This is a genomic window from Okeania sp. (assembly GCF_035285525.1).
GTDB lineage: Bacteria > Cyanobacteriota > Cyanobacteriia > Cyanobacteriales > Microcoleaceae > Trichodesmium.
This window is the reverse complement of sequence record NZ_JAYKGW010000036.1, coordinates 1-23,582: the sequence shown is the minus strand read 5'-3', so window position 1 is coordinate 23,582 and position 23,582 is coordinate 1. Positions and strand designations below refer to the sequence as shown.

At 31.9% G+C, this 23,582-nt stretch carries 19 protein-coding genes and 1 tRNA gene; 8 read left to right on the top strand and 12 right to left on the bottom strand.

Annotated features, from left to right (window positions below):
* Positions 1–743: 743 nt before the first annotated feature.
* The 4 genes from VKJ25_RS03755 to VKJ25_RS03740 form a co-directional block, all read right to left on the bottom strand.
* Positions 744–1,586: a segregation/condensation protein A gene (locus tag VKJ25_RS03755; protein WP_324235287.1), complete on the bottom strand. Its 843-nt coding sequence runs from the start codon at positions 1,584–1,586 to the stop codon at positions 744–746.
* Positions 1,587–2,022: 436 nt separating this feature from the next.
* Entirely contained in the window at positions 2,023–2,382 is a 360-nt protein-coding gene (locus VKJ25_RS03750; protein WP_324235286.1) for a LapA family protein, read from the bottom strand.
* Positions 2,383–2,897: 515 nt separating this feature from the next.
* The gene (locus tag VKJ25_RS03745; protein ID WP_324235285.1) at positions 2,898–3,638 is read right to left on the bottom strand and encodes a DUF3153 domain-containing protein; all 741 of its coding nucleotides are present in this window, start codon (positions 3,636–3,638) and stop codon (positions 2,898–2,900) included.
* Positions 3,639–4,110: 472 nt separating this feature from the next.
* A complete protein-coding gene (locus VKJ25_RS03740; protein WP_324235284.1) occupies positions 4,111–4,470 on the bottom strand; it encodes a single-stranded DNA-binding protein in 360 nt (119 codons plus the stop codon).
* A gap of 635 nt (positions 4,471–5,105) precedes the next feature.
* Here VKJ25_RS03740 and VKJ25_RS03735 point away from each other — a divergent pair.
* The 4 genes from VKJ25_RS03735 (at position 5,106) to argB (ending at position 10,427) form a co-directional block, all read left to right on the top strand.
* The gene (locus tag VKJ25_RS03735) at positions 5,106–6,107 is read left to right on the top strand and encodes a rod shape-determining protein (RefSeq protein WP_324235283.1); all 1,002 of its coding nucleotides are present in this window, start codon (positions 5,106–5,108) and stop codon (positions 6,105–6,107) included.
* 732 nt (positions 6,108–6,839) lie between these two features.
* A complete protein-coding gene (gene mreC / locus VKJ25_RS03730; protein WP_324235282.1) occupies positions 6,840–7,595 on the top strand; it encodes a rod shape-determining protein MreC in 756 nt (251 codons plus the stop codon).
* 735 nt (positions 7,596–8,330) lie between these two features.
* Positions 8,331–8,849, top strand: coding sequence for a rod shape-determining protein MreD (gene mreD, locus VKJ25_RS03725; RefSeq protein WP_324235281.1), 519 nt, complete (start codon positions 8,331–8,333; stop codon positions 8,847–8,849).
* Between the two features lie 681 nt (positions 8,850–9,530).
* On the top strand, positions 9,531–10,427 hold the full coding sequence (gene argB / locus VKJ25_RS03720; RefSeq protein ID WP_324235280.1) for an acetylglutamate kinase: 897 nt from the start codon (positions 9,531–9,533) through the stop codon (positions 10,425–10,427).
* Positions 10,428–10,927: 500 nt separating this feature from the next.
* Here the strand turns inward: argB and VKJ25_RS03715 are convergent, their stop codons facing one another.
* From VKJ25_RS03715 to VKJ25_RS03700, 4 genes are all read right to left on the bottom strand, one after another.
* Positions 10,928–11,356 carry a DUF948 domain-containing protein gene (locus tag VKJ25_RS03715; protein ID WP_324235279.1) on the bottom strand — a complete coding sequence of 143 codons (429 nt, stop codon included), beginning with the start codon at positions 11,354–11,356 and terminating at the stop codon, positions 10,928–10,930.
* Positions 11,357–11,697: 341 nt separating this feature from the next.
* Complete coding sequence (locus VKJ25_RS03710) at positions 11,698–12,060, bottom strand: YtxH domain-containing protein (protein ID WP_324235278.1); 363 nt, start codon at positions 12,058–12,060, stop codon at positions 11,698–11,700.
* A 338-nt stretch (positions 12,061–12,398) separates the two neighbouring features.
* Positions 12,399–12,701, bottom strand: coding sequence for a hypothetical protein (locus VKJ25_RS03705; protein WP_324235277.1), 303 nt, complete (start codon positions 12,699–12,701; stop codon positions 12,399–12,401).
* A gap of 740 nt (positions 12,702–13,441) precedes the next feature.
* Positions 13,442–13,514 (bottom strand) — tRNA-Phe (locus VKJ25_RS03700).
* Positions 13,515–13,943: 429 nt separating this feature from the next.
* Here VKJ25_RS03700 and VKJ25_RS03695 point away from each other — a divergent pair.
* Entirely contained in the window at positions 13,944–15,455 is a 1,512-nt protein-coding gene (locus VKJ25_RS03695; protein ID WP_324235276.1) for an MBOAT family O-acyltransferase, read from the top strand.
* Positions 15,456–15,548: 93 nt separating this feature from the next.
* On the opposite strand, the gene VKJ25_RS03690 is transcribed toward VKJ25_RS03695, so the two are convergent.
* Complete coding sequence (locus VKJ25_RS03690; protein WP_324235275.1) at positions 15,549–16,388, bottom strand: sulfurtransferase; 840 nt, start codon at positions 16,386–16,388, stop codon at positions 15,549–15,551.
* A gap of 612 nt (positions 16,389–17,000) precedes the next feature.
* Between VKJ25_RS03690 and VKJ25_RS03685 the strand changes: the two genes are divergently transcribed.
* A complete protein-coding gene (locus tag VKJ25_RS03685) occupies positions 17,001–17,219 on the top strand; it encodes a hypothetical protein (protein ID WP_324235274.1) in 219 nt (72 codons plus the stop codon).
* Positions 17,220–17,424: 205 nt separating this feature from the next.
* Here VKJ25_RS03685 and VKJ25_RS03680 read toward each other — a convergent pair whose 3' ends face one another.
* The 3 genes from VKJ25_RS03680 to VKJ25_RS03670 all read right to left on the bottom strand — a co-directional run bounded on the left by VKJ25_RS03680 (position 17,425) and on the right by VKJ25_RS03670 (position 20,953).
* Positions 17,425–17,694 (bottom strand): hypothetical protein, encoded by a 270-nt coding sequence (locus VKJ25_RS03680; protein ID WP_324235273.1) that lies wholly within the window; start codon positions 17,692–17,694, stop codon positions 17,425–17,427.
* Between the two features lie 414 nt (positions 17,695–18,108).
* Positions 18,109–18,753, bottom strand: a complete 645-nt coding sequence (locus tag VKJ25_RS03675; protein ID WP_324235272.1) for a LysE family translocator — start codon at positions 18,751–18,753, stop codon at positions 18,109–18,111.
* Positions 18,754–20,092: 1,339 nt separating this feature from the next.
* Positions 20,093–20,953 (bottom strand): Npun_R2479 family HD domain-containing metalloprotein, encoded by an 861-nt coding sequence (locus VKJ25_RS03670; protein ID WP_324235271.1) that lies wholly within the window; start codon positions 20,951–20,953, stop codon positions 20,093–20,095.
* Positions 20,954–22,576: 1,623 nt separating this feature from the next.
* Here VKJ25_RS03670 and VKJ25_RS03665 point away from each other — a divergent pair.
* Both VKJ25_RS03665 and VKJ25_RS03660 read left to right on the top strand, forming a co-directional pair.
* A complete protein-coding gene (locus VKJ25_RS03665) occupies positions 22,577–23,398 on the top strand; it encodes a cobyrinic acid a,c-diamide synthase (protein WP_324235270.1) in 822 nt (273 codons plus the stop codon).
* On the top strand, positions 23,379–23,510 hold the full coding sequence (locus VKJ25_RS03660) for a hypothetical protein (RefSeq protein WP_324235269.1): 132 nt from the start codon (positions 23,379–23,381) through the stop codon (positions 23,508–23,510). The genes VKJ25_RS03665 and VKJ25_RS03660 overlap by 20 nt, the downstream gene beginning before the upstream one ends.
* Positions 23,511–23,582 lie beyond the last annotated feature (72 nt).

The following is a 23,582-nucleotide window of genomic DNA, read 5'->3' as shown; positions in this document are numbered from 1 at the left end:
AATGCCAAAAATACTAAAATGTTCATTATCTATATGCTCAAGTTACATTACCAACTCTGTCAAAACCTCATTTCAACAGGCGGAAAAACTGCGTGGTAATTTTCATTTCCCTGATAGAAAGGTAAGTCCCTGAATTTTCACATTACACAGGAAAACCCAGAAACCCAGTTCTTCCCTAAATGTTTATTCTCAAAAACAAGAATTTATCCTAAAAACTTGGTTTTTTTGTGTAAATCCTATTTTTATCTACCAATGTTTGTTGATACTCTATATAAATAGGATTATTGCCGGACATATGTTTCTAGTTTATCTTCGATATACATTTAGGTAATATAATTTTTCTCAAATATTCCTTTCCTGAGAAAAGATTATAATCAGTAGATCATTGCAGCATATAATTTACAGCCAAACTTGGCTAGGTAAACTTCTATCGGAAAGGGAATAGTTTCCAAATTCTAAGTTTGGCGGTCTTAAGTTTAATGAACTAGAACCCACATTCCACAGGTCAACCTGTAACATTACAAGTAACCTGAAAATTTTACCTGGTAAGTATATATACCATATATTATGGATAGATAAATTATTTTGATTAACTTTATCTCTAGAGTCAAATTATCAGAAAAAAATTAAGCATAGATATTTACTTAATTTTTTCTCCTACTCACCAGTATAGTTTTCCCCTAACTGTTGACTCCTTATTTTATGCAATGCCTTGTGCGATGAAGTCTAGCTTAGTTAAAGGGTTAAATTTTCTCCTCTTCGGAATTAGATGAAATAGTACGAATTTTAATTTCTTGGTAAAATTGTTCTTGGGACAACTCAACTTTAGACTGAGCAGAAAGTAGAAGTAATGCCCAAAATGCACCTACTCGATCAGAAGTTATTGGCACATTAGGATTTTGATTTTCCTTTTCTATGTCAGTTTTAGACTGTAACGCTGAAGACCATAATTCTAAAAGATTCTCAAATTCTAACCAACCTTCATTAGTATCTGGCAATTTTTCTAGAAGAAACTTTTCTAGATCAATAGCTGTTTCTACTAAATTTTCCTGGTGAGCTAATTCGGCAATAACTTTTGCCGCTTGCGCTCTTGCTTTGGAGCTAGTTTTGCGAATACGAGTCCGAGCTTTTCTATTTTCTATAGCAGTTCCAATTAGTTGTAACTGCTCAATTAATTCTTGAAGAGTAACTCTACGTTTTCGAGGTGAAGGAGCTACAGCACGACGACGTAATTGTTGTTCTAGTTTCAGTGGTATCTTTGGTGTATCAAAATTTTCTGCTTCTGGAACTTGTACTATTTCAGATATTTCCGAATTATTTTCAGATGATTCTGAATTAGCCAGATGATCTGCTTTTAGCCAGACTAATATAGATGCGTACAAAAAAGCTTGACCTGACTGATATAAATTGGTAAAATCGTCCCTTGCAGAAATATTTGATTTAGGAGTAAGTTTACTTAAATAGCGATCAATTACTTCAATTACTTGGACATCCCAAGGATTAATTTCTCCCTTTTCTGCCAAATTTGTTAATAAGGCTATTCCTTCCGAAAGGGTTTCTGAAACTTGGGGAACTCCTATTGTCATAGTAGTAGTTTTTTTCTCTATTTTACTGTGACTTGATCAAGCTTAAAAATATAGACTATTCTGAACAAATATCTACAAGATGTCTTTGATCAGTTATTTGTTATTCACTCATTATTACAATAGAGGAGTATGATCCGCTGATAGTTACAGCAGATTCCACCTTCATGAGGTACACCTACGCGGACTTTCCGGCCTGCACTAAAAATATTTTATTATTAATATCTGTACTTCATATACTTGGAATCTGCTGTATTTTGGCATACTATTTTATAGGAAATGAAATTGGCAATAACCTAACCTTAGTTAAGTTATTACATTCATACATCTAATAGCTATTTACTTAGCATTCCGCTGGAAATGTTTACCTTATACACCTTAAAAGTTGCAAAAGTAGAGGCAAGTTTTAAAAGTTGTAACGAACTAATTATACTTTATATTAAGAAGCATTGGCTTCAGTAGATTCTACTGGTTTTGCTACTGGCAAACTATCTCTTTGTTTAAGTTCCTCTTCATAGCGTTCTACATCTTCTTGTAATTCTTGAATACGTTTATTTCTGCTATGAATTTCTCGCATTTGTCTAAAATTTCCTATGGTATGTTGCATTCTTGACCATAAACTAAATAGCCATGCTAGAACTGCTCCTAATCCTGTAGCAACCACAAGTTCTACAGATAATGGAGCTTCTAACTCAATACCTTCAATCAGCTTAATAGTAGTTGTTTGAGTATTTTCTAAAGCAAATATAACTAAAGCTAGACAAACTAAGAAAATTAGCAAAAAGTTTATTGGTTTCATTGTTTTTGTTTGAACTTATGTCTAAACTGTTAAGTAGTCATGGAAAATAAATTTCCTATTTTTCCTATTTTTCAGATAGGGAAAAGAGAATAAATAGTCAATAGGATGTGTAATTAATTTTGCTGATCAACTTAATATCTTACAATTATACAAAATTCAAAGAATATTGTGACATTAAAAATAGTTAAGATATCTTAAATATACCAATATGAAATGATTTATAAAATTTTTTTAGTTTATACCTTAAGCTTAACCTGATCAAACACTTAACTCCAGTTTACATTTCAAATAATATTATTATATCATTGTTATTTTATTATTTCCGGACTAAAAATTTAGGTAAGCATTTCCTGCGGAATGCTGCGCCAACAGCTTTTCCTGGATTATCCTGCATCCCAAAATAGATGAAAGTAATATTTAAATTTAGCTGATCATCTTTTTCATATCGGATTTTAATTCTGTTTGAATACTAATTCCTCTTTTAGCTGACGGCTGAATGCTTAAAAATTTAGTTTTTACTTAGTTTCTAGAGTAGGTAATATTTGATATTTTAAAGCTATACCTAAGTAAACAAATAAACTGATTAAAATTGCACCTATTCCTATGGGACTTGGAACCCAAAATACTACATCTAATGAATTGATTTCTCCAGGCTTAAGTTTCCAAGTAATTTCCTGGTCATTTTGATAGTATATTGTACTATTTTCACTTGATTGGATACTCTTAAAACCCCAAGGTGTAATTAACTGAAATTCCACATCTAATAAATCAGCAGGATTCACAACAACCTTACTATTATCTGTAGATAATCGTAAATCTAAATCCATACTTAACTTATTCCGCAATGCCACCAAAAAATTCTTCTGGTTAACATCAATATGAGATGCTAATTGTGGTAAATCTACTCCTGTTTCTGGAGTATAATTTTGAGATTCTCCAGAATTATTATATGCAAAAAAACTATTGAATTTTTCTGCTAAATCAGAACCATTGTTAAAAGGAATTGTAACTAGAATTTCCTGTCTAGATATCCTTTTGGTTTTCCCTTCCAACTGATAAGTTCTAGATTCTATACTTTTGATCCAATCAGAAACAATCTCCCGACTAAAATTGCGTAACTTCTTGGCTAATTTAATATGTTGTACAATTTCACCATGAGTTTGACTCTGAAAATTTATTCCTACTTCATATTGAACACATCCATTAAGTATAAAAACTGCTAAAAAACTAATAATAATAACTTTCAGCACTTTCATATTTTAAGCCTGCCTTGTTGCTAAACCTAATTTTTCCAAATAAGATAAATAGTACATATTAACCTCGACTAACTAACTCTAAAAAAAACACCAATATTAACTCAATTAAAAATAGGTAATAGGCAATAATTTCAGAGTATATTTCTAGTTTTTTAATTATTACATTCTACTAAGGATTGCTGAGACCTTTTGGCAATGTAAAAGTCAAAAATTTTTTCGTACATTTTTCTCAACAATCTCTTTGTTAATACTCTATTTCCTACTCCTTATTCTCAATTTATGCGTAAGCATTTAGCTATTGTTTTTAGCTGCCCTAAAAGCCTTATTTAAACTATTCTCAATTTAGGTAGCCTCTTAGAGAAGCCTAAGTTAAATATTACTCCAAAAGTAGAGTATTATTGCTGACGTCTGAAAGCTAATAGCTGAATGCTTACATTTGTGCCAGAAGTCTAATTTTTAGATAATTTTAAAATTAAAATTCATCATAACTTTGTTGAGCAGCTTGTTCATCATCACGTTTAGAACCTAATAATTCCAATCTATCTACTCTAATTACAGGTTTAGAACGACTTACTCCTGTATTGCGGTCTTGCCAATAATCAAACTTCAAATAACCTTTTACTCCGATCAAACTACCTTTACGAACATAATCAGCAGCAACTTCTGCAGTTTTGCCCCACATTTCTAAATCGAACCAGTCTGGTTGGTCAGTTTTTTTAGAAGGACGATTTACAGCCAAAGTAACATTACAAACTACACTACCTGATTCAAAATATTTAATCTCAGGGTCTCTACCTGCCCTACCGACCAAAGTTACCACATTTAAACTCATATATTTTCAAATATCTATAGTTATCTGTGAATTAAATTTTAAGACTTGCTAATTTGGGCATTGCAGATTATAGGAATAAATATAATATAGATGCAAAATTACACCCACGGAAAAATATCAGTCATCAGGAAGATGTCCATCACATCATACCAAACTTTTAAAATAGTCCTCTATTTCATGCAAGACCCTAAATATTAATCAGTTAAGAGCCAAAAAAAAGATAAAACTAAACCATACATAATTTCCCATCTTATAGTTTAATTAAAAAAAAGAGCTTCTTTTTTAACTCCCTACCTTCTGTAATACCATAAATGTATTTAGCAAGACTAAATTTTTAGTTTAGCATTTTACTAAAAAAAAGATATACTAAGAGGACTAATTACTCAAGTAGCTCCAAATCAAACACTTCCTCCGGATTTTGTCCTTATTGTGTCGCACAAAGAAACCAAGGACAGTTAAACTTGCTCGTATCATTACTGATACAGTCCTACTAGACTGAGGAATAAAAAAGATTATAGAATTCACCTCAGCTATATTTATTTATAAATTATTACACAAAGTTAAGAATTTATTTTGGGGGTTAAAATCCAGTGGGTTTTCTAAATTCGTCTAATTGGTTTTCCTTGTCTAGGGACATGGGAATAGACTTAGGTACTGCCAATACACTTGTATATCTATCTGGCAAAGGTATTGTTCTTCAAGAACCATCTGTGGTAGCTATTGACCAGGAGCAAAAAACTTCCATCGCAGTAGGAGAAGAAGCCAAAAAAATGCTAGGACGTACTCCTGCTAATGTAATTGCCATGAGACCCCTACGAGATGGGGTAATCGCTGATATTGATACAGCAGAATTAATGCTGAAACATTTTATTAGGCGAGTTCACGAAGGAAGAACATTAGTATCTCCTAGAATTGTTATTGGTATTCCTAGTGGAGTAACTGTTGTCGAAAGACGAGCTTTAATGGACACTGCATTCCAAGCTGGTGCTAGGGATGTCCGATTAATTGATGAACCTGTGGCCGCAGCTATTGGTGCAGGGTTGCCTGTAGCTGAACCTACTGGTAATATGATTGTGGATATTGGTGGCGGAACTACAGAAGTTGCTGTTCTTAGTTTACAAGGTACGGTTCTTAGTGAGTCTGTCCGTGTAGCTGGGGATGAACTGAATGATGCTGTGATTCAGTATATGAAAAAAGTCCATAATTTGGTTATAGGTGAACGAAGCGCTGAAGATATAAAGATTCAATTAGGTTCAGCTTATCCTGCTCAGAATGATAATGACGGAACTATGGAAGTTAGAGGTATGCATCTATTGTCTGGTTTGCCCAGAACTGTCACAGTTAAAGCAGCAGAGATTCGAGAAAGTATGACTGAACCTTTATCTATCATTATAGAAGCAATTAAACGAACTTTGGAACGTACTCCTCCTGAACTAGCAGCAGATATTATAGATCGGGGTATTATGTTGGCTGGTGGTGGTGCTTTATTAAAGGGGGTAGATACTTTAATTAGTCACGAAACTGGTATTATTACTCATATTGCAGCAGACCCCCTTTGTTGTGTAGCGTTGGGAACTGGCCGTGCTTTGGAGAATTTTAAACAGTTTGAACCGTTTTTCACTAGGACAGTTCGCTAAAGTCTGGTTATATTATTTGAGTACCCATAATAAGCATTCAGTTATTAGCGGTTAGCTATTAGCAAAGAGAACCTGTACTTAAGGATATAATTTTAATGAATATGAAATTAACTCTAATGTCAAGTGAACTGGCTTTTATGGTTAGATTTTTTTTGGTCAATTAATAAAGCTTTGATCTGGGACTAAAAGCAATAGCTGATAGCTGAATTTTACAGGAAAATATTACTACCAGTATGGGAATTACTAATAGCTAATACTTAGGGCTTGTTGATTAAATATAAAAGTATGGATCGACAAAAATTTGATCTTTATTTATATCCTGAAAAAGTGCAATTATCTACCCCAGTAAAAAACTTTTTCAGCAAACCTTATGTAATTATATTTTTGATAATTATTGATATGGTTTGCTATAAGCAATCTTAAATAGGTTGCAAGATTTTATCATAGTTTTTTGGTCTCCAAAGCGAAACATTCAGGAATTTGGAAACTAAATTTCTACAGTTTATTTTCACAAATTATTCCATATTGCTATATTAGCAAATATTTTTTATTAATAAAAAATATTCTATTACAAAAGTTCCTGCTTTTAACTTCAACTAGAAGTAAAAAAATTAAGTAAGCATTCAATTATTAGCTGTCAGATATTCCCTGTTCCCTAAAATGAAATTTATAGCTAATAGCTGATTGCTTAATTATTACAAATTTAAAGAGTAATTTTCAAAGGTTTTACTAATGCAAACATTGCGTCGTCGAAGCTTAAAAATGATGCGAAAAGCTGCATTGTTAATTTTAGCAGTGAGTGCAGCTTTTTGGGTGAGACACACTCAAGGTTCTTTATTTTTTGAAATTTATAATTGGCTCACTTTACCATTTCAACCTAGCGTTGTTAAACAAGAAATATTTGTGAATGCTCGGATTAAAGAACTAGAAATTCAACTACAAGAATTAGAGCAAAAAAATAATAGTCTGAATGAACTTTTAAATTATACAAAAACTAAAAATTTGAAAGGAGTAATAGCTCCTGTAATAGGTAGAAGTGCAGATTATTGGTGGAACAAAATAACTTTAGGAAGAGGTAGTAATGATGGTATTCAAGAAGGTTTTATTGTCATGGCAACTGGTGGTTTAGTTGGCAGAATAACTAGCGTTACAGCCAATACTAGCCAGGTATTATTAGTTAGCGATCCAACCAGTAAAGCTGGAGTCGGAGTTGTTCGTAGTCGTCAAATGGGTTTTATGAAAGGTCGAGGTGATGATCAGGCTGTTATGGAATTTTTTGATGATGAACCTAATATTAAAGTGGGTGATGTTGTATCTACTTCTGCTTATAGTCAATTATTTCCTGCGGGTTTACCTGTAGGAACAGTCGAATCAATTAATTTGTCTAATAGTCCTGCTCCGGAAGCTATTATTAAGTTATCAGCACCACTTAATATTTTGGAATGGGTAAATGTTTATCCAAATACACCGAATCAAATAGAAAGTTAATGATATAGCAATTAGCAATTTAAAAGTCAGTAATTTCAGTTATTAGTTATGAGTATCTATGGCTCTTTGCGTAGCATTCCGGAGGAAACCCAGAGGCTTGAAATACTGAATCGAATTTTTTTTCATCCCCTTAAAAAGGCTATGCTTGATCAACATCTTTAATTAACATAAAACTTGCGCATTATTGACAATTTATGTTTCAGCAATTAACAATCAAAAATTAAGAATTAATAATTACTTCTTCTTAAAAGAAGAGGATTGACTAAAAGAAAAATTTTTATTTATCCCCTGGCAATGAAAGCCTTTAAACCTGAATTTTTGAATGAATAATTATTGACTATAAACTCTTGATTATTAATTATTAACTATTAATTATTAATTGTTTGGTAAGTCTGTGTTCGGCTTTTACGGTTCCCGATAAATCGGGAGAAAAATATATGAAAAAAACACATTTTTGGGCGATCGCTTAAAATTGTTTTACTTAGCTACTATGATTTTTGCTCCTTTCTCCCCTGCTCCCTTCTCCCCCTTCCCCTCCTGGGAGGATCTAGGGATTTCAAGCTTTTCAGGAGTTATGGGTAAGGGATAGCTTAAAAGGAGAGGGTTGAGACCTTATGTTTTGCTCGTAGAATACATCATATTCTCAAGACTTTTAGATTTCATCAGTAATCTTTTATCAAGCTTATTGAAAAGCTATTTGAAATTATTTAATTATTAAAGGTAATTTTTCATTAGATGTCTAATCTATCTCAGCAAATAATTTTCAAAATATTCATTATAATTATCTCCGTAGTGTTTTGTACATTACTATTACTAACTCGTATTCCGGGAATGGAGATTTTGGGAATCAGACCTAACTGGTTATTAATTTGGTTAGTTACTTGGAGTAGCCATAGTTCTATTGCCGGAAGTTTGATGGCTGGCTTGGTTTTAGGATTAATTCAAGATGCCATGACAGCTCCTTATCCTACCCATATTATTTCTTTAGCTTTTGTAGGATTTGTTACAGCTTTTTTACAGAAAAAACGTTACATCCAGGAAGACTTTATCTCTGTAGCTTTAGTAACATTTATTATGGCTATTTTTGCAGAAACTTTCATGGCAATACAGTTTGGGTTATTTGGTAATCAAAGCTTTGCAGAAATTTGGATTCACCATAGGCAAGTTGCTTTGGGTTCTGCTGTTATTAGTAGTCTTTGGGCACCTGTTGTCTATTTCCCACTTAGTCAGTTTTTGAGATTCAGGAATAACTAATTTTTTAGGGAACAGGGGACAGGTAAGAGTTTCAATTTTTTGACAGCGGATTCTAGCGTGAGGTACACCTAAGCGAGCTTTTCTGCTCGCACTGGGAATATTCAATTATTAACAGGACTTACCCAAAGGTACTGTACTATAATAATATAGAGTCAAAAAACTATTGCATATGGGGTTTTAAGCACTATATCTATGGTTGCTGCGTAAGTCATGATTAATATCTGTATTTCATATACTTGAAGTCTGCTGTATTTACTTTTTGATTTGTGATAACCTATTGGACTGATACAAATAATTTTGTGGATGAGGGGGGGTTTATATAAATCTTAGAGAAGTATTAAAATTCTAGCTCAAACCCGCCTCTACTAATCAACCATTTCAGATGAAACAGTCCGGTAGGTTGGGTTGAGGAACGAAACCCAACATTACAGAGCTTTTCACTCTTGATCAACCACCGGAGCCATAACCAAAATCTTGTAGGGACGCCCTTAAGCTATATACCTACTTTGGTTAACTAAAATAAAAACCGCTGTAGTAAGGTTGTGTTGGGTTTCACTCCGTACTGCTATGGGTCAGTAAGCTACAACCCAACCGAAATTAAAGCCATAAAATTTTGGACAAGAAATAGCGCAGGATTAGTGTATTATTATTAAAACTACTAACTAAAAAAAATACCTGCCTATGCTCAAAAGTACAGACTTTAAAAATCAGCCAGAAATTAGCCGAGTTGAAGTGCTAAGTGAAGCACTACCTTACATTCAAAAATTTGCTGGTCGTAAGATAGTTGTGAAGTATGGCGGTGCGGCCATGAAAGATAGTAACCTTAAAGATAAAGTAGTTAGGGACATTGTATTACTATCTTGTGTAGGTATACGTCCCATTGTTGTTCATGGTGGCGGTCCAGAAATTAACTCTTGGTTGAGTAAACTAGGAATTGAACCTCAGTTTAAGGACGGTCTGCGGGTTACTGATGCGCCGACAATGGAAGTAGTAGAAATGGTATTAGTGGGAAAGGTAAATAAAGAAATTGTTTCTCTAATTAATCAAGCGGGTGGATGTGCCATAGGTTTATGTGGTAAGGATGCTAATTTAATTACAGCACGTCCCGAAGGCAGTGAAGGAATTGGTTTTGTTGGGGAAGTTAGTAATGTCAGGACGGACATTTTAGAATCTCTAGTTGATAATGGCTATATTCCAGTTGTTTCTACTGTAGCGACAGATGAGCAAGGACAGGCTTATAATATTAATGCTGATACAGTGGCTGGTGAAATTGCTGCAGCTATGGATGCAGAAAAGTTAATTCTTTTAACAGATACAGCAGGGATTTTAGAAGATTATCATAATCCAGATAGTTTAATTGTTAAATTGGATATTCAAGAAGCTAGAAAATTAATTGAAAAAGGAGTTGTATCTGGTGGGATGATTCCTAAAGTAAATTGTTGTGTGCGGAGTTTAGCTCAGGGAGTTCGAGCTGCTCATATTCTTGATGGCCGAGTTCCTCATGTACTTTTGCAGGAAATTTTTACAGATACTGGAGTTGGTTCTATGATAGTAAGTAATTTAGGATTGATTTCATAGTCAAGTTTCAGAGTTAATTTATTGAGGATGGATTTTTAATTTTTGATAGGAATTTTAATTTAGATGAGATTTTCAGTAATATTAGAAGGAAAATTTCTGTAGCTTCAGTAATTAATAATGAAAAATTAATAATTAATAATTACTCCTTCTTTAAAGAAGGGGATTTACTAATTATGAAAATTTTTGATTTATCCCCTCAAAAGGGGGAGGCTTCCAGGCGTGAATTGTTGAATGAATAATTATTGACTATAAACTCTTAATTATTAATTATTAATTATTCGGTAAATGAGTCTTAGAGATGATTTTGTTTGGGCAAATGATATACAGGCTAAATAGTGAAAGTATTGTAGTGCAGGCCGGAAAACCCGCGCAAGTGTATATCATAAGAAGGGAAAGTGCTATATTACTGTATTATACCATCTCCAAAACTTAAAAAGATCATCAATTATTATCTATAAATCATCAATTATTTTCCCCTGTTCCCTCTTTTATGGAAATGTTTATTCTTTTGGTTTAGATAGAGAACTAGATTTTGATGGTTTTCTTTTGTTTTCTTTAGTTTTTTGTTTATAGTTAAAGGTATTCCATGCTACTTTAATACCAGTAAAAATACTTTTAGTAGTAGTTTTAACTTGTCTAGTTTGCTGGCGAACATTACTGAGACTTTGATCCACTTGCTTAACAATTTCTCCTGCACTTTGAACTCCATCATTTACATCATCGGTTAATTCACTAATTTCTATACCAGTGAGACGAATCGCTTCTAAAGTTGGAGGTAGTTCACGAGAGAGAGTATCAGCTAATTTTTCTATACTACGAGCAGCTCTTGCTAATGCCAACATTGCAGGTAAGGTGACAATTAGTACAGTAGTCAGGCTAAATACAACTAATAATAGGGATAATAATAGCCAAAACAGAGGGTCATTCACAAGTACTTCGCCATTGAAAAATAAGATTTTAGAATATCAAAGTTTTAATTATACAGTAATTTAAGAAAATTATTTTACATTTAAAAGCGGGAAACTATTTTTGATATCTTTAAACTAAGTAAGAAAAAGCTAATAGCCTCAACTTTCCTTATCTATAACTACTAGATATCTTCAAAGAATAAAAAAAATTCAATCAATTACTCTAGAGAAATTATCAATTATTTCTAATTACCAAAAAATTAAGGTATAAAGTCTATTGATTCATGGATAAAAAAGAAAAAAAGTTCCTTTTAGCTAATTGTATACTTTAGAAGCAGAAGTTAATTATTAATTGTTAACTATTAATTATTGATTATTGAATTCTTACTCTCTATTTTCTGTGAAACTTCAGAGTTTTTGGTCTCTGTTTGAGATAATGTTTCTCTCTCTTTTTGACTAGCTTCTAATCCAGCAGCGATCGCTTCTTTTAGTCTTTCTAAGATTTTTTCCCAAGAATGAGTAGCAGAGTCTGAAAAGCGCTCTGTTTGATATTTGACACTTGTGGACAAGTCTGTTACAACTTGGGGAATAGCTGATGCAGATTTTTGCACCAATTTTCTAGTTTTTTTGCCTGTTCTAGGAGCTATTAATAAACCGGTTACTGTACCTATGGCTGAACCTAGCAATAGACCACTGATGAATAATCCAGATTTTTGAGTTGGCATTATTTTTGAATTTATTAAAGACTTATTTTAGTCTACATATTATACAGTAGTTTCCTATAAATCCCACAACTATTAATTACTTCGTAATCATTTAGCTGTTACCCATCAGCTATCAGCTATGATTTTGATTGGTGATAAAAACTATATTATTAAGCTAGAACTCAATCTTATTACAAAAGTCTAAAAGTCGGCTTTGTATTTATTAAAGATAAGGTATTATTGTTAGCAAACAGCTAATAGCTGTTTGCGCAGCATGACCCAGGAAATGCTTACACTACTTCTTTGATAAAAATAGGTAATAATTAATTATTAATTATTAATTACTGAACAGAGGTCTATTAATGCCAAATTCTGCGGAAACGATACCAAACGTTTCTGAGTAACCAAAACATGGAAACAAGTTGCTGTAATTGTTGAACTTGTAAATTTAGTTGTTGATATTGTTGTCTTAGTTGATTTACTTTTTGCTGTTTATTTTCTAAAAATTCAGGTGTTTGAGTGAGTATAATAGTGTAATTGTTTATTAAGTTAAGATTATGTTCTACAGTTAACAATATTTGTCTAAATCTCCAGATTTTCCAAGCTAGGTAAAATCCCAAAATTGATATAATTATATTTACTTCAATCACTAACCACAGCATCTTTGACTCCACTGAAAAATTTACAGAATAAATCAAGCAAACTGTCTAATTAAGTAAGCATTTCTTCAGTAATAAAATCTCCTTATTAAGGTTGAGGTTTAAATGAATATAGAATTGAAAACTGGCTTTTGTAGTCATATCAAATCTGCTGGCTTTGGAGAATAAAATTATACCATCAGAAAAGAGCAAAAAGTCTAGTATAGAAAGTTCTGTCTCCAAACCGCTAAAGATAGCGAATTATACCAATAATACCAGATTTGATATAGTATTGAATTCAGAATAATAAAGCTTTTATCAACTGAAATCTCACAGCAGATTTCAGGTAAATGAGGTAAAGGGTCAATGGTAAAAATTTTTTATGCAGACCGGAAAGCCAGCGATATGTGTACCTCATAATAACAGAACGCCCTCTAATTGAGTTTACAGCGGTTTTCATTTCAGTAGACCACAGTAGGGACGTTGCATACAATGTCCCTATAAGATTTTGATTATGATGATGTAGTTCATCAAGAGTGAAAAGCGCCGTAATATTACCAAAGCAAGGGAGCAACTTTTGTAGAAAAACGCCATGTCCAACTTTTCCTAACTTAAGAAATTTAGGAAGTTCTGAAAATCACCTTTTCAGACTTATGGCTATAAACCATTGTATTTTCCTAGAAAGTTACACACCGCGTGAGAAAAAGTAAATCTCATCTTCTACTTTTTCCAGGCCACAAATAATGGAATAATAAAAATTAAAATGCCAGGAGGCGGACTTGAACCGCCGACACGAGGATTTTCAGTCCTCTGCTCTACCGACTGAGCTATCCCGGCTTTTTTTTCACTCTTACTATCGTAGCAGACTAAATATAATTTTGACAACCCCCTAAGCAAATTTTTTTTTATTATTAGCTGTAATCCTTGCTAAATATAATTTTTAACTTGCTTTGGCAAATCGTAATCCCTCAAAAAAATAAACCATCAATAGATAAACATACTATAAATATTTCAGTTAGTCAAGATAGATTAACTTTGACGCTATGTGGAATTTTTCCTAAGTTAGGAAATAATGGGAGTTCTGAAAATAACCTTTTATGCTTTGTGGGGATAAACTGTTGATTTTCCTAAAAAGTTGCACACTGCGTATTTTGACTAAACAAAAGTTTTCAACCTTCCCCTTGTAATGGAGAAAAGAATATACTTCAGTATTTTAAGCCTATGAATGAAACCATAGGTACTAATAACTGATAACTAATAACTGAAATGACTTTTATATCTTTTAATTATACTCTATTTTTATTAATAGTTTTAGGAATCTATTGGTTAACACCTCGCCAGTCTGGGCGAGTCTTTATTTTGCTAGTTGCTAGTTTAATTTTCTACGGTACTTTTCAACTCCAATATATTCCACTAATATTAATAATTACCCTATTTAATTTTTACCTAGCTCAAGCTATTGGGGAACCTGAAGATTGGCGCATTGCTAATACACAATGGAACCGACGTCGTTTACTATTATTATGGTTAGGTATAATCTGTAATGTCTTACTTTTATTAAGCTTCAAATATATTCCTTTTTTATTAAATATTATTGGCATTATTTACAATTTACCTAAGATTTTAGAAACTGCTAATTGGGTTGATGATAATGTGACTGCTCCTTTGGGATTAAGTTTTTTTTGTTTTGAATGTCTTGCCTATTTAATAGATATTTATCGAGGCGCTCCTGCTGCTGCTTCTTGGTTAGAATTTACATCTTACAAATTATTTTTTCCTAAACTTATTTCTGGTCCGATTACTCGTTATCATTATTTGCAAAATCAGTTAGGAATGACTGGCAAAAAAAATAGTGAAGTTTTAGTTAAAATACCAGCTTTAAAATTTCCTAATCTAGAGAAAGTGACAGAAGGAATTTGGTTAATTGCCACTGGGGCGGCAAAAAAAGCTTTAATAGCTGATAATTTAGGAATTTTTGTAGACCTAAGTTTTAGTAATTTACAAAGAGCAGGAAGTGGTGATTTATGGTTAGCAACGGTTGCTTACGGATTACAACTTTATCTTGATTTTAGTGCTTATGTTGATATTGCTCGTGGTAGTGCTTTTTTGATGGGTTTAAATTTGCCACAAAATTTTGATTTTCCTTATTTTAGTAAGAGTATTGCTGAATTTTGGCGGAGGTGGCATACGACTTTGGGAGATTGGTTGAGAAATTATTTATATTTTCCTTTAGGGGGTTCAAGGGTTGGTTTATTTGGTACTTGTTTGAACTTATTAATTGTGATGTTAATTGCTGGTATTTGGCATGGTGCTGCTTGGGGGTTTATTGTTTGGGGTATTTGGCATGGTTTAGGTTTAGTAATTCATCGGCTAGTCGATAGTTTTTCTAAGCAATTTAATTTAAAAAAAGTTTGGGAAAGTTGGTTAGGAATTTTGCTGAGTTGGTTGTTAACTCAAGGAATGGTTTTTGGGGGTTGGATATTTTTTAGATTGCCGAATTTAAGAGATTCTATTTGGGTGATTGAGCATTGGTGGGGTTATGATGCGGATGTTCAATTTGCGGATAAAGTTTATCTGGAAGTAATGGGTTTAGAAAGGTTACAGTTAGTATGGTTAATTTGTGTGGTTGTAGTGGCAATGGTTGTTAATTTTTGGTTTCATCGAGGTTTGAAATTACAGTTAAATTGGCATTTAAAAGTTTTGTTAGTGCCAGTATTTTTGTTTACTGTTTGGTTATTAGCGCCAGAAGGTTTACCTTATATTTATTTTGATTTTTAAAAGGAAACTAGGGAACAGGGAAGAGGGATTTTTGTTGGGTTTCGTTCTTCAACCCAACCTACATCTACTTCAATTTTTCCTACTTCCTAGTCCCTACTCACTACTCCCTATATTAAGATAAGAACACCAATCACTCCAACTACCTGCATAAAGTTTTCCTGTATTAATACCCGCCATTTTTAACGACCATAAATTCACACAAGCAGTCACACCAGAACCACAATAAACAATAACTTCCTCAGCATTTTTTACCTCTTCCCAACGAGAATTTTGTTCGGCAACTTTAGCATTACTATTTTCATCAGTAACTTGTTTCCAAGGATAATTAACTGCCCCTGGAATATGACCAGCAATAGGGTCAATAGGTTCATATTTTCCTAAGTAGCGATCGCTATCTCGTGAATCAACTAATACTACTTCTGGCAAATCTTTTTTGGCTTTAACTGTTTCTATATCTACTACCATTTTTGATTGAATTTGAGGTTCAAAAAAACCTAATTTTGGAGTAGAAGTTTCATTTGAAGTTGTAACTGGATATTCTTTTTGCCACTGAGAAAAACCGCCATCTAAAAGAGCAACTTTTTCGTGACCCATATATGTTAATAACCACCATAAACGAGAAGCAAAAGCAAACCGAGAATTATCATAAGCTACTACTAAAGTTTCTTGATATTTAACACCTATAGTTGCTAATTTTTTAGCAAGTTCATTAAGGTCTGGTAATGGATGACGACCACCATGTTTTTCTACAGGTTTAGAAAGATCTTGGTTGAGGTCTAAATAGAATGCACCAGGAATATGATTTTCTTGATATTGTTTTTTGCCTAATTCTGGCTCTGCTAAGGAAAAACGGCAGTCAATAATAATTAGGTTTGGGTCATTAAGATGGTTTGCCAACCACTGAGGAGAAATAAGAAAGTTTGTATTAGTCATGTTTTAGTTAAATTAGCATTCAGCTATAAATTATTAATTCATTATCACACTTAAGGAGAAATAATTGATGGGTGCATCTAAATTTTGAATAAAGCCAAAAATTTACCGCTTTTAGGAAACAAGGAATAGGGAAGAGGAAAAAAGTATTTTGGCAAATAAATATGAGATGCACTCTAATTGATATAGTTATTCAGAATAAGAATGAAACATTTTTTAGTTGAAACTCTTTGATAGTAAGAAATTATTGTCTCAGTCTAAACCAGAATGACTATAAATAATTTATGGATTAAGATCAGGACTTACGCAAAGGTACTATATATAGAGTTAAAAAACTATTGCTTATGGGGTTTTAAGAACTATATCTAGGGTCAGTGTGTAAGTCCTGAAAATTATAGATTTATAATAGAATGCGTAATTAATTTTGTGTTCCTACTTATTAGGAGTTTTGATATAACGGGTTGAAAAGCAGCTCAAAATTATTGTCATATCGGGTGAATATTTGTTTTGAATAAAGCTAAAAATTTATTAATTTTACTACCAGTCAAATTAAAGAATATAGCTATCAAGAACTGAAAAAAACTAACGGTGGAATTTAACAGAGATGGTGAATAGTTGAAAATCAATTCTGCATCTGTATTGGATTTGAAAATTATAGAGAAAAAACATAAAAAAAGAGCTGAAGTAAACCAACAACTCAGAACATTAAAATCTAAAAAATTTGCTTGTATTCTAGATGCAGAAACAACAATAAAAAAACTGTTCAAAAACTTTTTGTATCAGGAGTTAGCACAAACTAATGTTCAAGAGATAGAGTCAGAATCTGAATCATAAATTAAAAAAGATATCTAGAACTACCATCCATTTTTACACTTAAATAACCAGTCTCATTCCCAGACCATTTTCCATCATACTCAATTCCTTCTAACCAAACTCTAACTCTTGAATTTTCTTTAAATAAAATTGAGGAGACAACTCCATCATCCCAATAAATACCAGCAGCTACTCGACTATTATAATTATTTTGTTCCTGTTGAACTCAGGATTCAGTAATTCTCTCAGAATGCTTCCCATTTTCACCAGCAGAAGTAACATATTTTCCTTCGTTTATGTGTTTAATTATATTTTCAAACTTTGAACTTAAACTTGAAGACATTTTATATGCAACTTGTACTACTACTTCTTTTCCATTACTCAATTTTATCTCTAACTTTCCTCCTGTTCTAATTATTTCTTCTAACTGTTTTTCACTAAGGTATTTAGTTACCTTAACTGACTCACCATTTTCCTGAATAGTTTGAAGTACCAACCTTTTTGCTTCTACATTTAAAGTAGCAGCTTGAAGCTTTTGAACTGCTGCAAAAACGAACTACTTGAAATTAAACTTAAGACTAAAGTGCTTGTTTTTATTTATACAGGAATACAGCTACTAAAAACCAATGATGCTGGTATAAAAAAGGCAGTAATAGAATTCTTAGACATTATTTTTTCACTCCTTTAAATATTTAGGTAAATTAATTTCACTCACTAACCTAAAATCCAGTTATTAAAAGGCACTTTATTAAAAATCCTGTTTAAGCATTGTACCATCTTCCCATTTCATCATCCATCCTCTTATCTCTAGTTATCTCTAGTTAAAAAAGTAGAAGTTAAGGGAATGCTTGCTCCATTCACTAAAAAGCCGATATCTGACTACTAAGAGCTGAATCCTTACTTTTAATTATTAACCAATTGAAATTACTAAAATAGCAACAATAAACATCACAACTCCAGCTATACGATTAATATAAGTCATAGCTTTTTCACTTTTAAACAAGAATCTAGCACGAGATGCTAAATAAGCATAAAATCCAGTTACTAAAGAAACAATAACAGTAATAAGAGTACCAATTAAAACTATACTATTTATTTGTAAATCGTTAAGGTTGACAAAAAGAGGAAGAAAAGCACCATAAAAAATAATAACTTTAGGATTACTAAGTGTAATCGCTAAACCTGCCGTAAAATTTTTTAAATAAGTTTTCTTTGATGCTTCATCATCATTTTCTAAATTCATAGTTCCTGATGTCCAAAGTTTACAACCTAACCAAACTAAATAAAGACTACCTAAAACTCTAATAATAATCAAAGCATCGTCAATAAATTCAGTCATTAATGTTAGTCCGAAAATTGCTATCAAAAGAAATATAATATCTCCGATAACAATTCCTGCTATTACTAAAAGAGATGAACGAAAACCTGAAGCTAAGGCACAAGAAGTAGCTGCTAAAATACCAGGCCCTGGTGTACTGGCTAATACTAAGATTCCTATCGTAATACCAAATATAGCTTGAATGGTAATACCATTAAAATTAAATAATTCACTCATATTACATTGATTATTAGTTTTTATATACTATTGCTATTCATCAGAAACCGATATTCATTATACCTAAAATAGTCCTAATTACTCATTTCTATTAGGTAAGCATTCAGCTATTAGCACCTCAGCCAGCCTCCTGGGTCGGAACTTCGTTAACAGGAAAGAAATCCTGTGTTTAAGGAGATTATTTCAACGAATATAGACTCTAATATCAAGTGGACTGACTTTTTTAGTAATATTTTTTTTGATCAATTAATAAAGCTTTTATCTAAAGATTAAAAGCACTCTTCTGATAGCTGATAGCTGATGGCTGAATGCTTGGGATTTATCAACTAAGTAGGGTTTGCTGAAAAAGTCTTTTTGTTAAGGATAGAAGTCAGAATCCAGCCATCCAGCCATCCAGAATAAGTAGGAATTATAGAGGAGATAGTAGTATGTAATCGTCCCTTGATTTTCTTTGCTGATCTCGCCTAAAATACCAACTTTTTGACTATGAAAAGATGAAAAACAGGTACTTTTTTCAGGCATAAAAAGGCTAAAATATTTATATATTAATCTTTTCATATTTCCATATGCAAGCCCTAAGTAGAAAGAGAAAAATCTCAGCTTTATACCTGCCATTTTATCAAAATTTATATCATATCCAGTAGCATCCTTTGTGTATAAAATCAAGGTAAAAATGGCAGAAAAGCTGCTGCCTTGCTTCCACCAAAATATAACTACTGACCGGACATAATATTACTTCTTTTTCCTTCTTCCCTCTTTATTAAAATTCTTTTTCACTAACAAACCATTAATACATAAATAAACAAGTTTTTTCAGCTCAACTAACCCTTGTACAATTTGAAAAAAATACCGGGTTTTCTATCCTTAGCTAATATATAAACCCGATTTATATGCCGAAAATTCATTTTTTTTGATATGTTACCGAAAAATTAATAATTAAATAATTCAGTTTTATTAACCTCTTATTTTTCAGAAAAAAAAAGCGGTCTTTTTACTACACAACATCAAAAGCGGAACTTACCATAAAACCAGATGGATAAATTACCTAACCATATCTAATCAACCAAGAAAAATAAATTTTTTCTTGTTAGTCAATCCTCTCCCTTTTCGGAATAGTTCAGCAATTAATAATGAACAATTAATAATTAATAATCAATAATTACCCCTTCTTCAAAGAAGGGGATTGACTCCAAGAAAAATTTTTGATTTATTCCCTTAAAAGGAGAGGCTTCCAGGGGTAAATTGTTGAATGAATAATTATTGACTATTAACTATTAATCATTAATTATTCAGTAATTATCAATCATTAATTATCCATTATCAATTATCCATTAATAAACTAGCTAACAAATGCTACTTCCGGTATAGCATCATCATGTTCAACCCTAAACACATTAGCACTTAAATTAGCTACAATTTGTTTTCCCTGTTGAGTCAGATTCAAATAAGCAACAGCATTCTGGATATAGCTATAAACCACATTCCAGTAAAACTTAGGATAACCTTGACGTAAATCCCCCGGATTATTATATCCTAATACTTTATTCTGGCCTGTTTCCTCAAATTCATAGAACAGGGCACTAATTTTTTGTAAATAGCGGGGGTCACTCAGTTGGCCAATTAAATCTGCTGCCCTAACTAAACCAGGATAATATTCCTTATCCTGATGGTCCTTATCTGCTGGAACCGGGAAACGAGTCAATTCTATGTTACGCTTAATAATCTCTGCATCAATTAACTTATGACCTCCAAAGCGTTCGTCAATAAATAACTTACCTCGATCAACATGATAAGGAGTAAGACTAGCATCTGTAGCACCTTTTGGTATAGATACTTTTGTATTATCTAACCCCGTAGCATACAATCTTAAATCTTCTCGATCTTGGCGACATACACCTTTGACATACCCAATATCGTGACAAAGTAGGGAAATATGGTAGTGTAACCAATCTTCACATGATACTCCACCCTTACGAATATGCTTTCCTCGTATAATTTCTTGTCCGACTAAAGTTACCAAAATAGTATGTTCTACATTGTGATATAGAGCATCACTATTGGCAATATTTTCTAATGCCATTCCAGCTGCCCAAGCGATAATATCAGCATAATCTGATTTATATCCACCATAAGTATGACGATAGCCATCAGTCAGCCGTTTTATGAAAGCATCAATCAGAAGTTCAGTGGAGTTAAACATCTACAGTCTCCTAATCTTAATTTACTTTTTTATTGAATTAATACTTATCTGTATTTTTATTCACTATCATAGACAAATTATCTAAATTCATCTCTTAACCCCGATCAAGTTATATTTATATATTACTTAATTATTCTGATTAATAGGTAATCAATTTTTTTGAAGTTTTACTATTTCTATTTTGCCAGATTTATAGTCATTGATTAATTGCATCTCAAGTCCTAATCAAAGAAGGGGAAGTAAATGACCAAAAGTTCCTACTTTAAATAGGGCTTGCTGATTAAATATAAAAGTCTTTACAGATAAAGGTATTGGTCTTTATTTAGATCGTGAAAAAATACCAGCTTTTCGGTTAATAGAACTATAAAATTGATTATTTTGGGGTAACACGAACTAGAAAAATTAAGAGGCTATTATTTATGTAAACCTACTCTACAACTCCTATTTTTCATTACTTCTGAGTCCTCGTTCTTACTCAAATAGTTCCATAAGTAAGTCCTAAATATTAAGGTAGATAATTGTATTTTAATTACATACAGACATCAGTTTTTTGTACATAAGTAAAATATATTAATTCTTGGTTAATTAGCAGTTAATATATTCCCAAAAACCTGACAATTTTTACCTAATTGAAATAAAAATAAAGATAGAATAATTTTGACTTGTTAATTATAGCATTTTATTTGAAAAATATCTAGCTTTGAACGTACATACAGTAAAAAATTATCGTCAAGGATGATGAATTATTACATAAATATATAGCAATCTTATTTGAGTCGCGTACAAAATTTCAGAGTACATCTCAATTTTACAATAAAGCTAAAAACTTACTGCTGTTAGGTAGCAAGGAACAGATATAGAAAAAATAGGTATGGGAGAAAAAAGTATTTTTTCCCTCTACAAGATACACCCAAATTTCATTGTTTTTAAGGAACAAAGAATAGGCAGAAGTTTCAGTTTTTTTTATTGATTTTTTAATTTGTTACAACCCATTTAGGGTTGCTATAGTTATTTTCTGTAATCTTTTTTCAATGAGTTATAATTATTAATATAGGAATCATAAAACTGTTTTCTATGATTTTCTATCAACTTATCTGTAATTATATACAGTCAACTATATTTTTTTTGTAAAATTAAAATTATTTCTATGTAATTTCTCTGACAGAACAATACACATTATATAGCAATTATAAATTAGCTGTGAAAATTTTTTTATAACAGTTAGTTTTAATTCAAAATATTTGATATTCTGTATATCATCAATCTGAGAATTTCCCTACCTATACATCTTCAATAAGATAGTTCCCTTAACGCAAGTATTTAGCACTCAGACAACCTCTTTTCCTTTAGAATGTTTCGCAAACATAGGAGCTACCCTAACAACTTCATTACCTTTAAAGGAGGAAAAAGCAATTTAGAGACTTCTAACAATTATAAAGCGCGGGTAAAAGTCCATCAGCTAATCTTAATAGTCTATCAAGCTACATTTACATTATTTATTAAAAAGCTGTTTACCCAGTATTACAGACCAAAGAGCTGAATGCTTACCCCTTAGAAACTATCTATTACAACTGAAAAAGGACTGTCGTATCCAGTATTTATAATTAATCAAAAAGGATAAAAATGAAGAATCAAAAAGATAAATTTCAAGAAACACTTTGTGAATCCAAGAAGGAATATAGTATCTTGGAAAAACTGCCTCAAGAAGTTAAACAATGGGCAGCTAGTTTACCCTGGAATCAACGTCGTTATGTTTTATCATTTTCCTATATTTTGTGTGCTTCTTCTCCTGAGAAACAAGCAGAATTTTTAGATGATTATATTGCTGATGGTTTAGCTGTAAAAATGTTGCAATATATAAATACAATTAACCGTATTAATGAATATCTAAGACGTTTTCGTACCAAGACAAAAATTAATGAATCTGTACTCCGAAACTACATTAAACTGTACTATATACATACTGCTCAAAATGCAAGTCGTCACACTCAACATTACTTAGAGTCTGCTATCAAATTAGTCCTTAATACAGAAGAAAGAAATCAAGTATTCAACTATATCTTAGGATTTGAATTAATTAAAATTATGTTCACAATGAGTTGGTTACAACATGAAAGACTAGCTCGGTTGCAAACAAATCAAGAAGATTTTATTAATACATATATTAAGCCAATTCAGCACGCCCATCAAATTAATGGTATTATTCTGCCCAAAGATAAAGGTATATTTTTTGCTAAAAGAGATTATTATGTACAAATACCTGAAATATCTCCTAAAAAATTAGTAGAATTAGTCATAGCAACTTTTACTCCTGATAATGTTAATAAATGTGGTTTCATTATTATTCGCCATATTAAAGCTTTACGATTTGATTTTGATTACATCTTTCAACAGCAAGAACAAACAGAAATTTTTCCTGGTGAATTTGAGTCTATACTTAATTAGAGTTGGCGCTCAAAAGTCTTTTATTAAGAGAGATGAGTCAGGAGAAACAGCTAATAAGTCAGAAAGTCATAGTCAGAATTATCTCCCTAATTTTTCTGTCATAATTATTTGAAAATTATCGACTTTTTATTTTGCAGAAACTGTGCCTCCAAGACTTAAAAACAGGTACTTTTTTCATACCTAA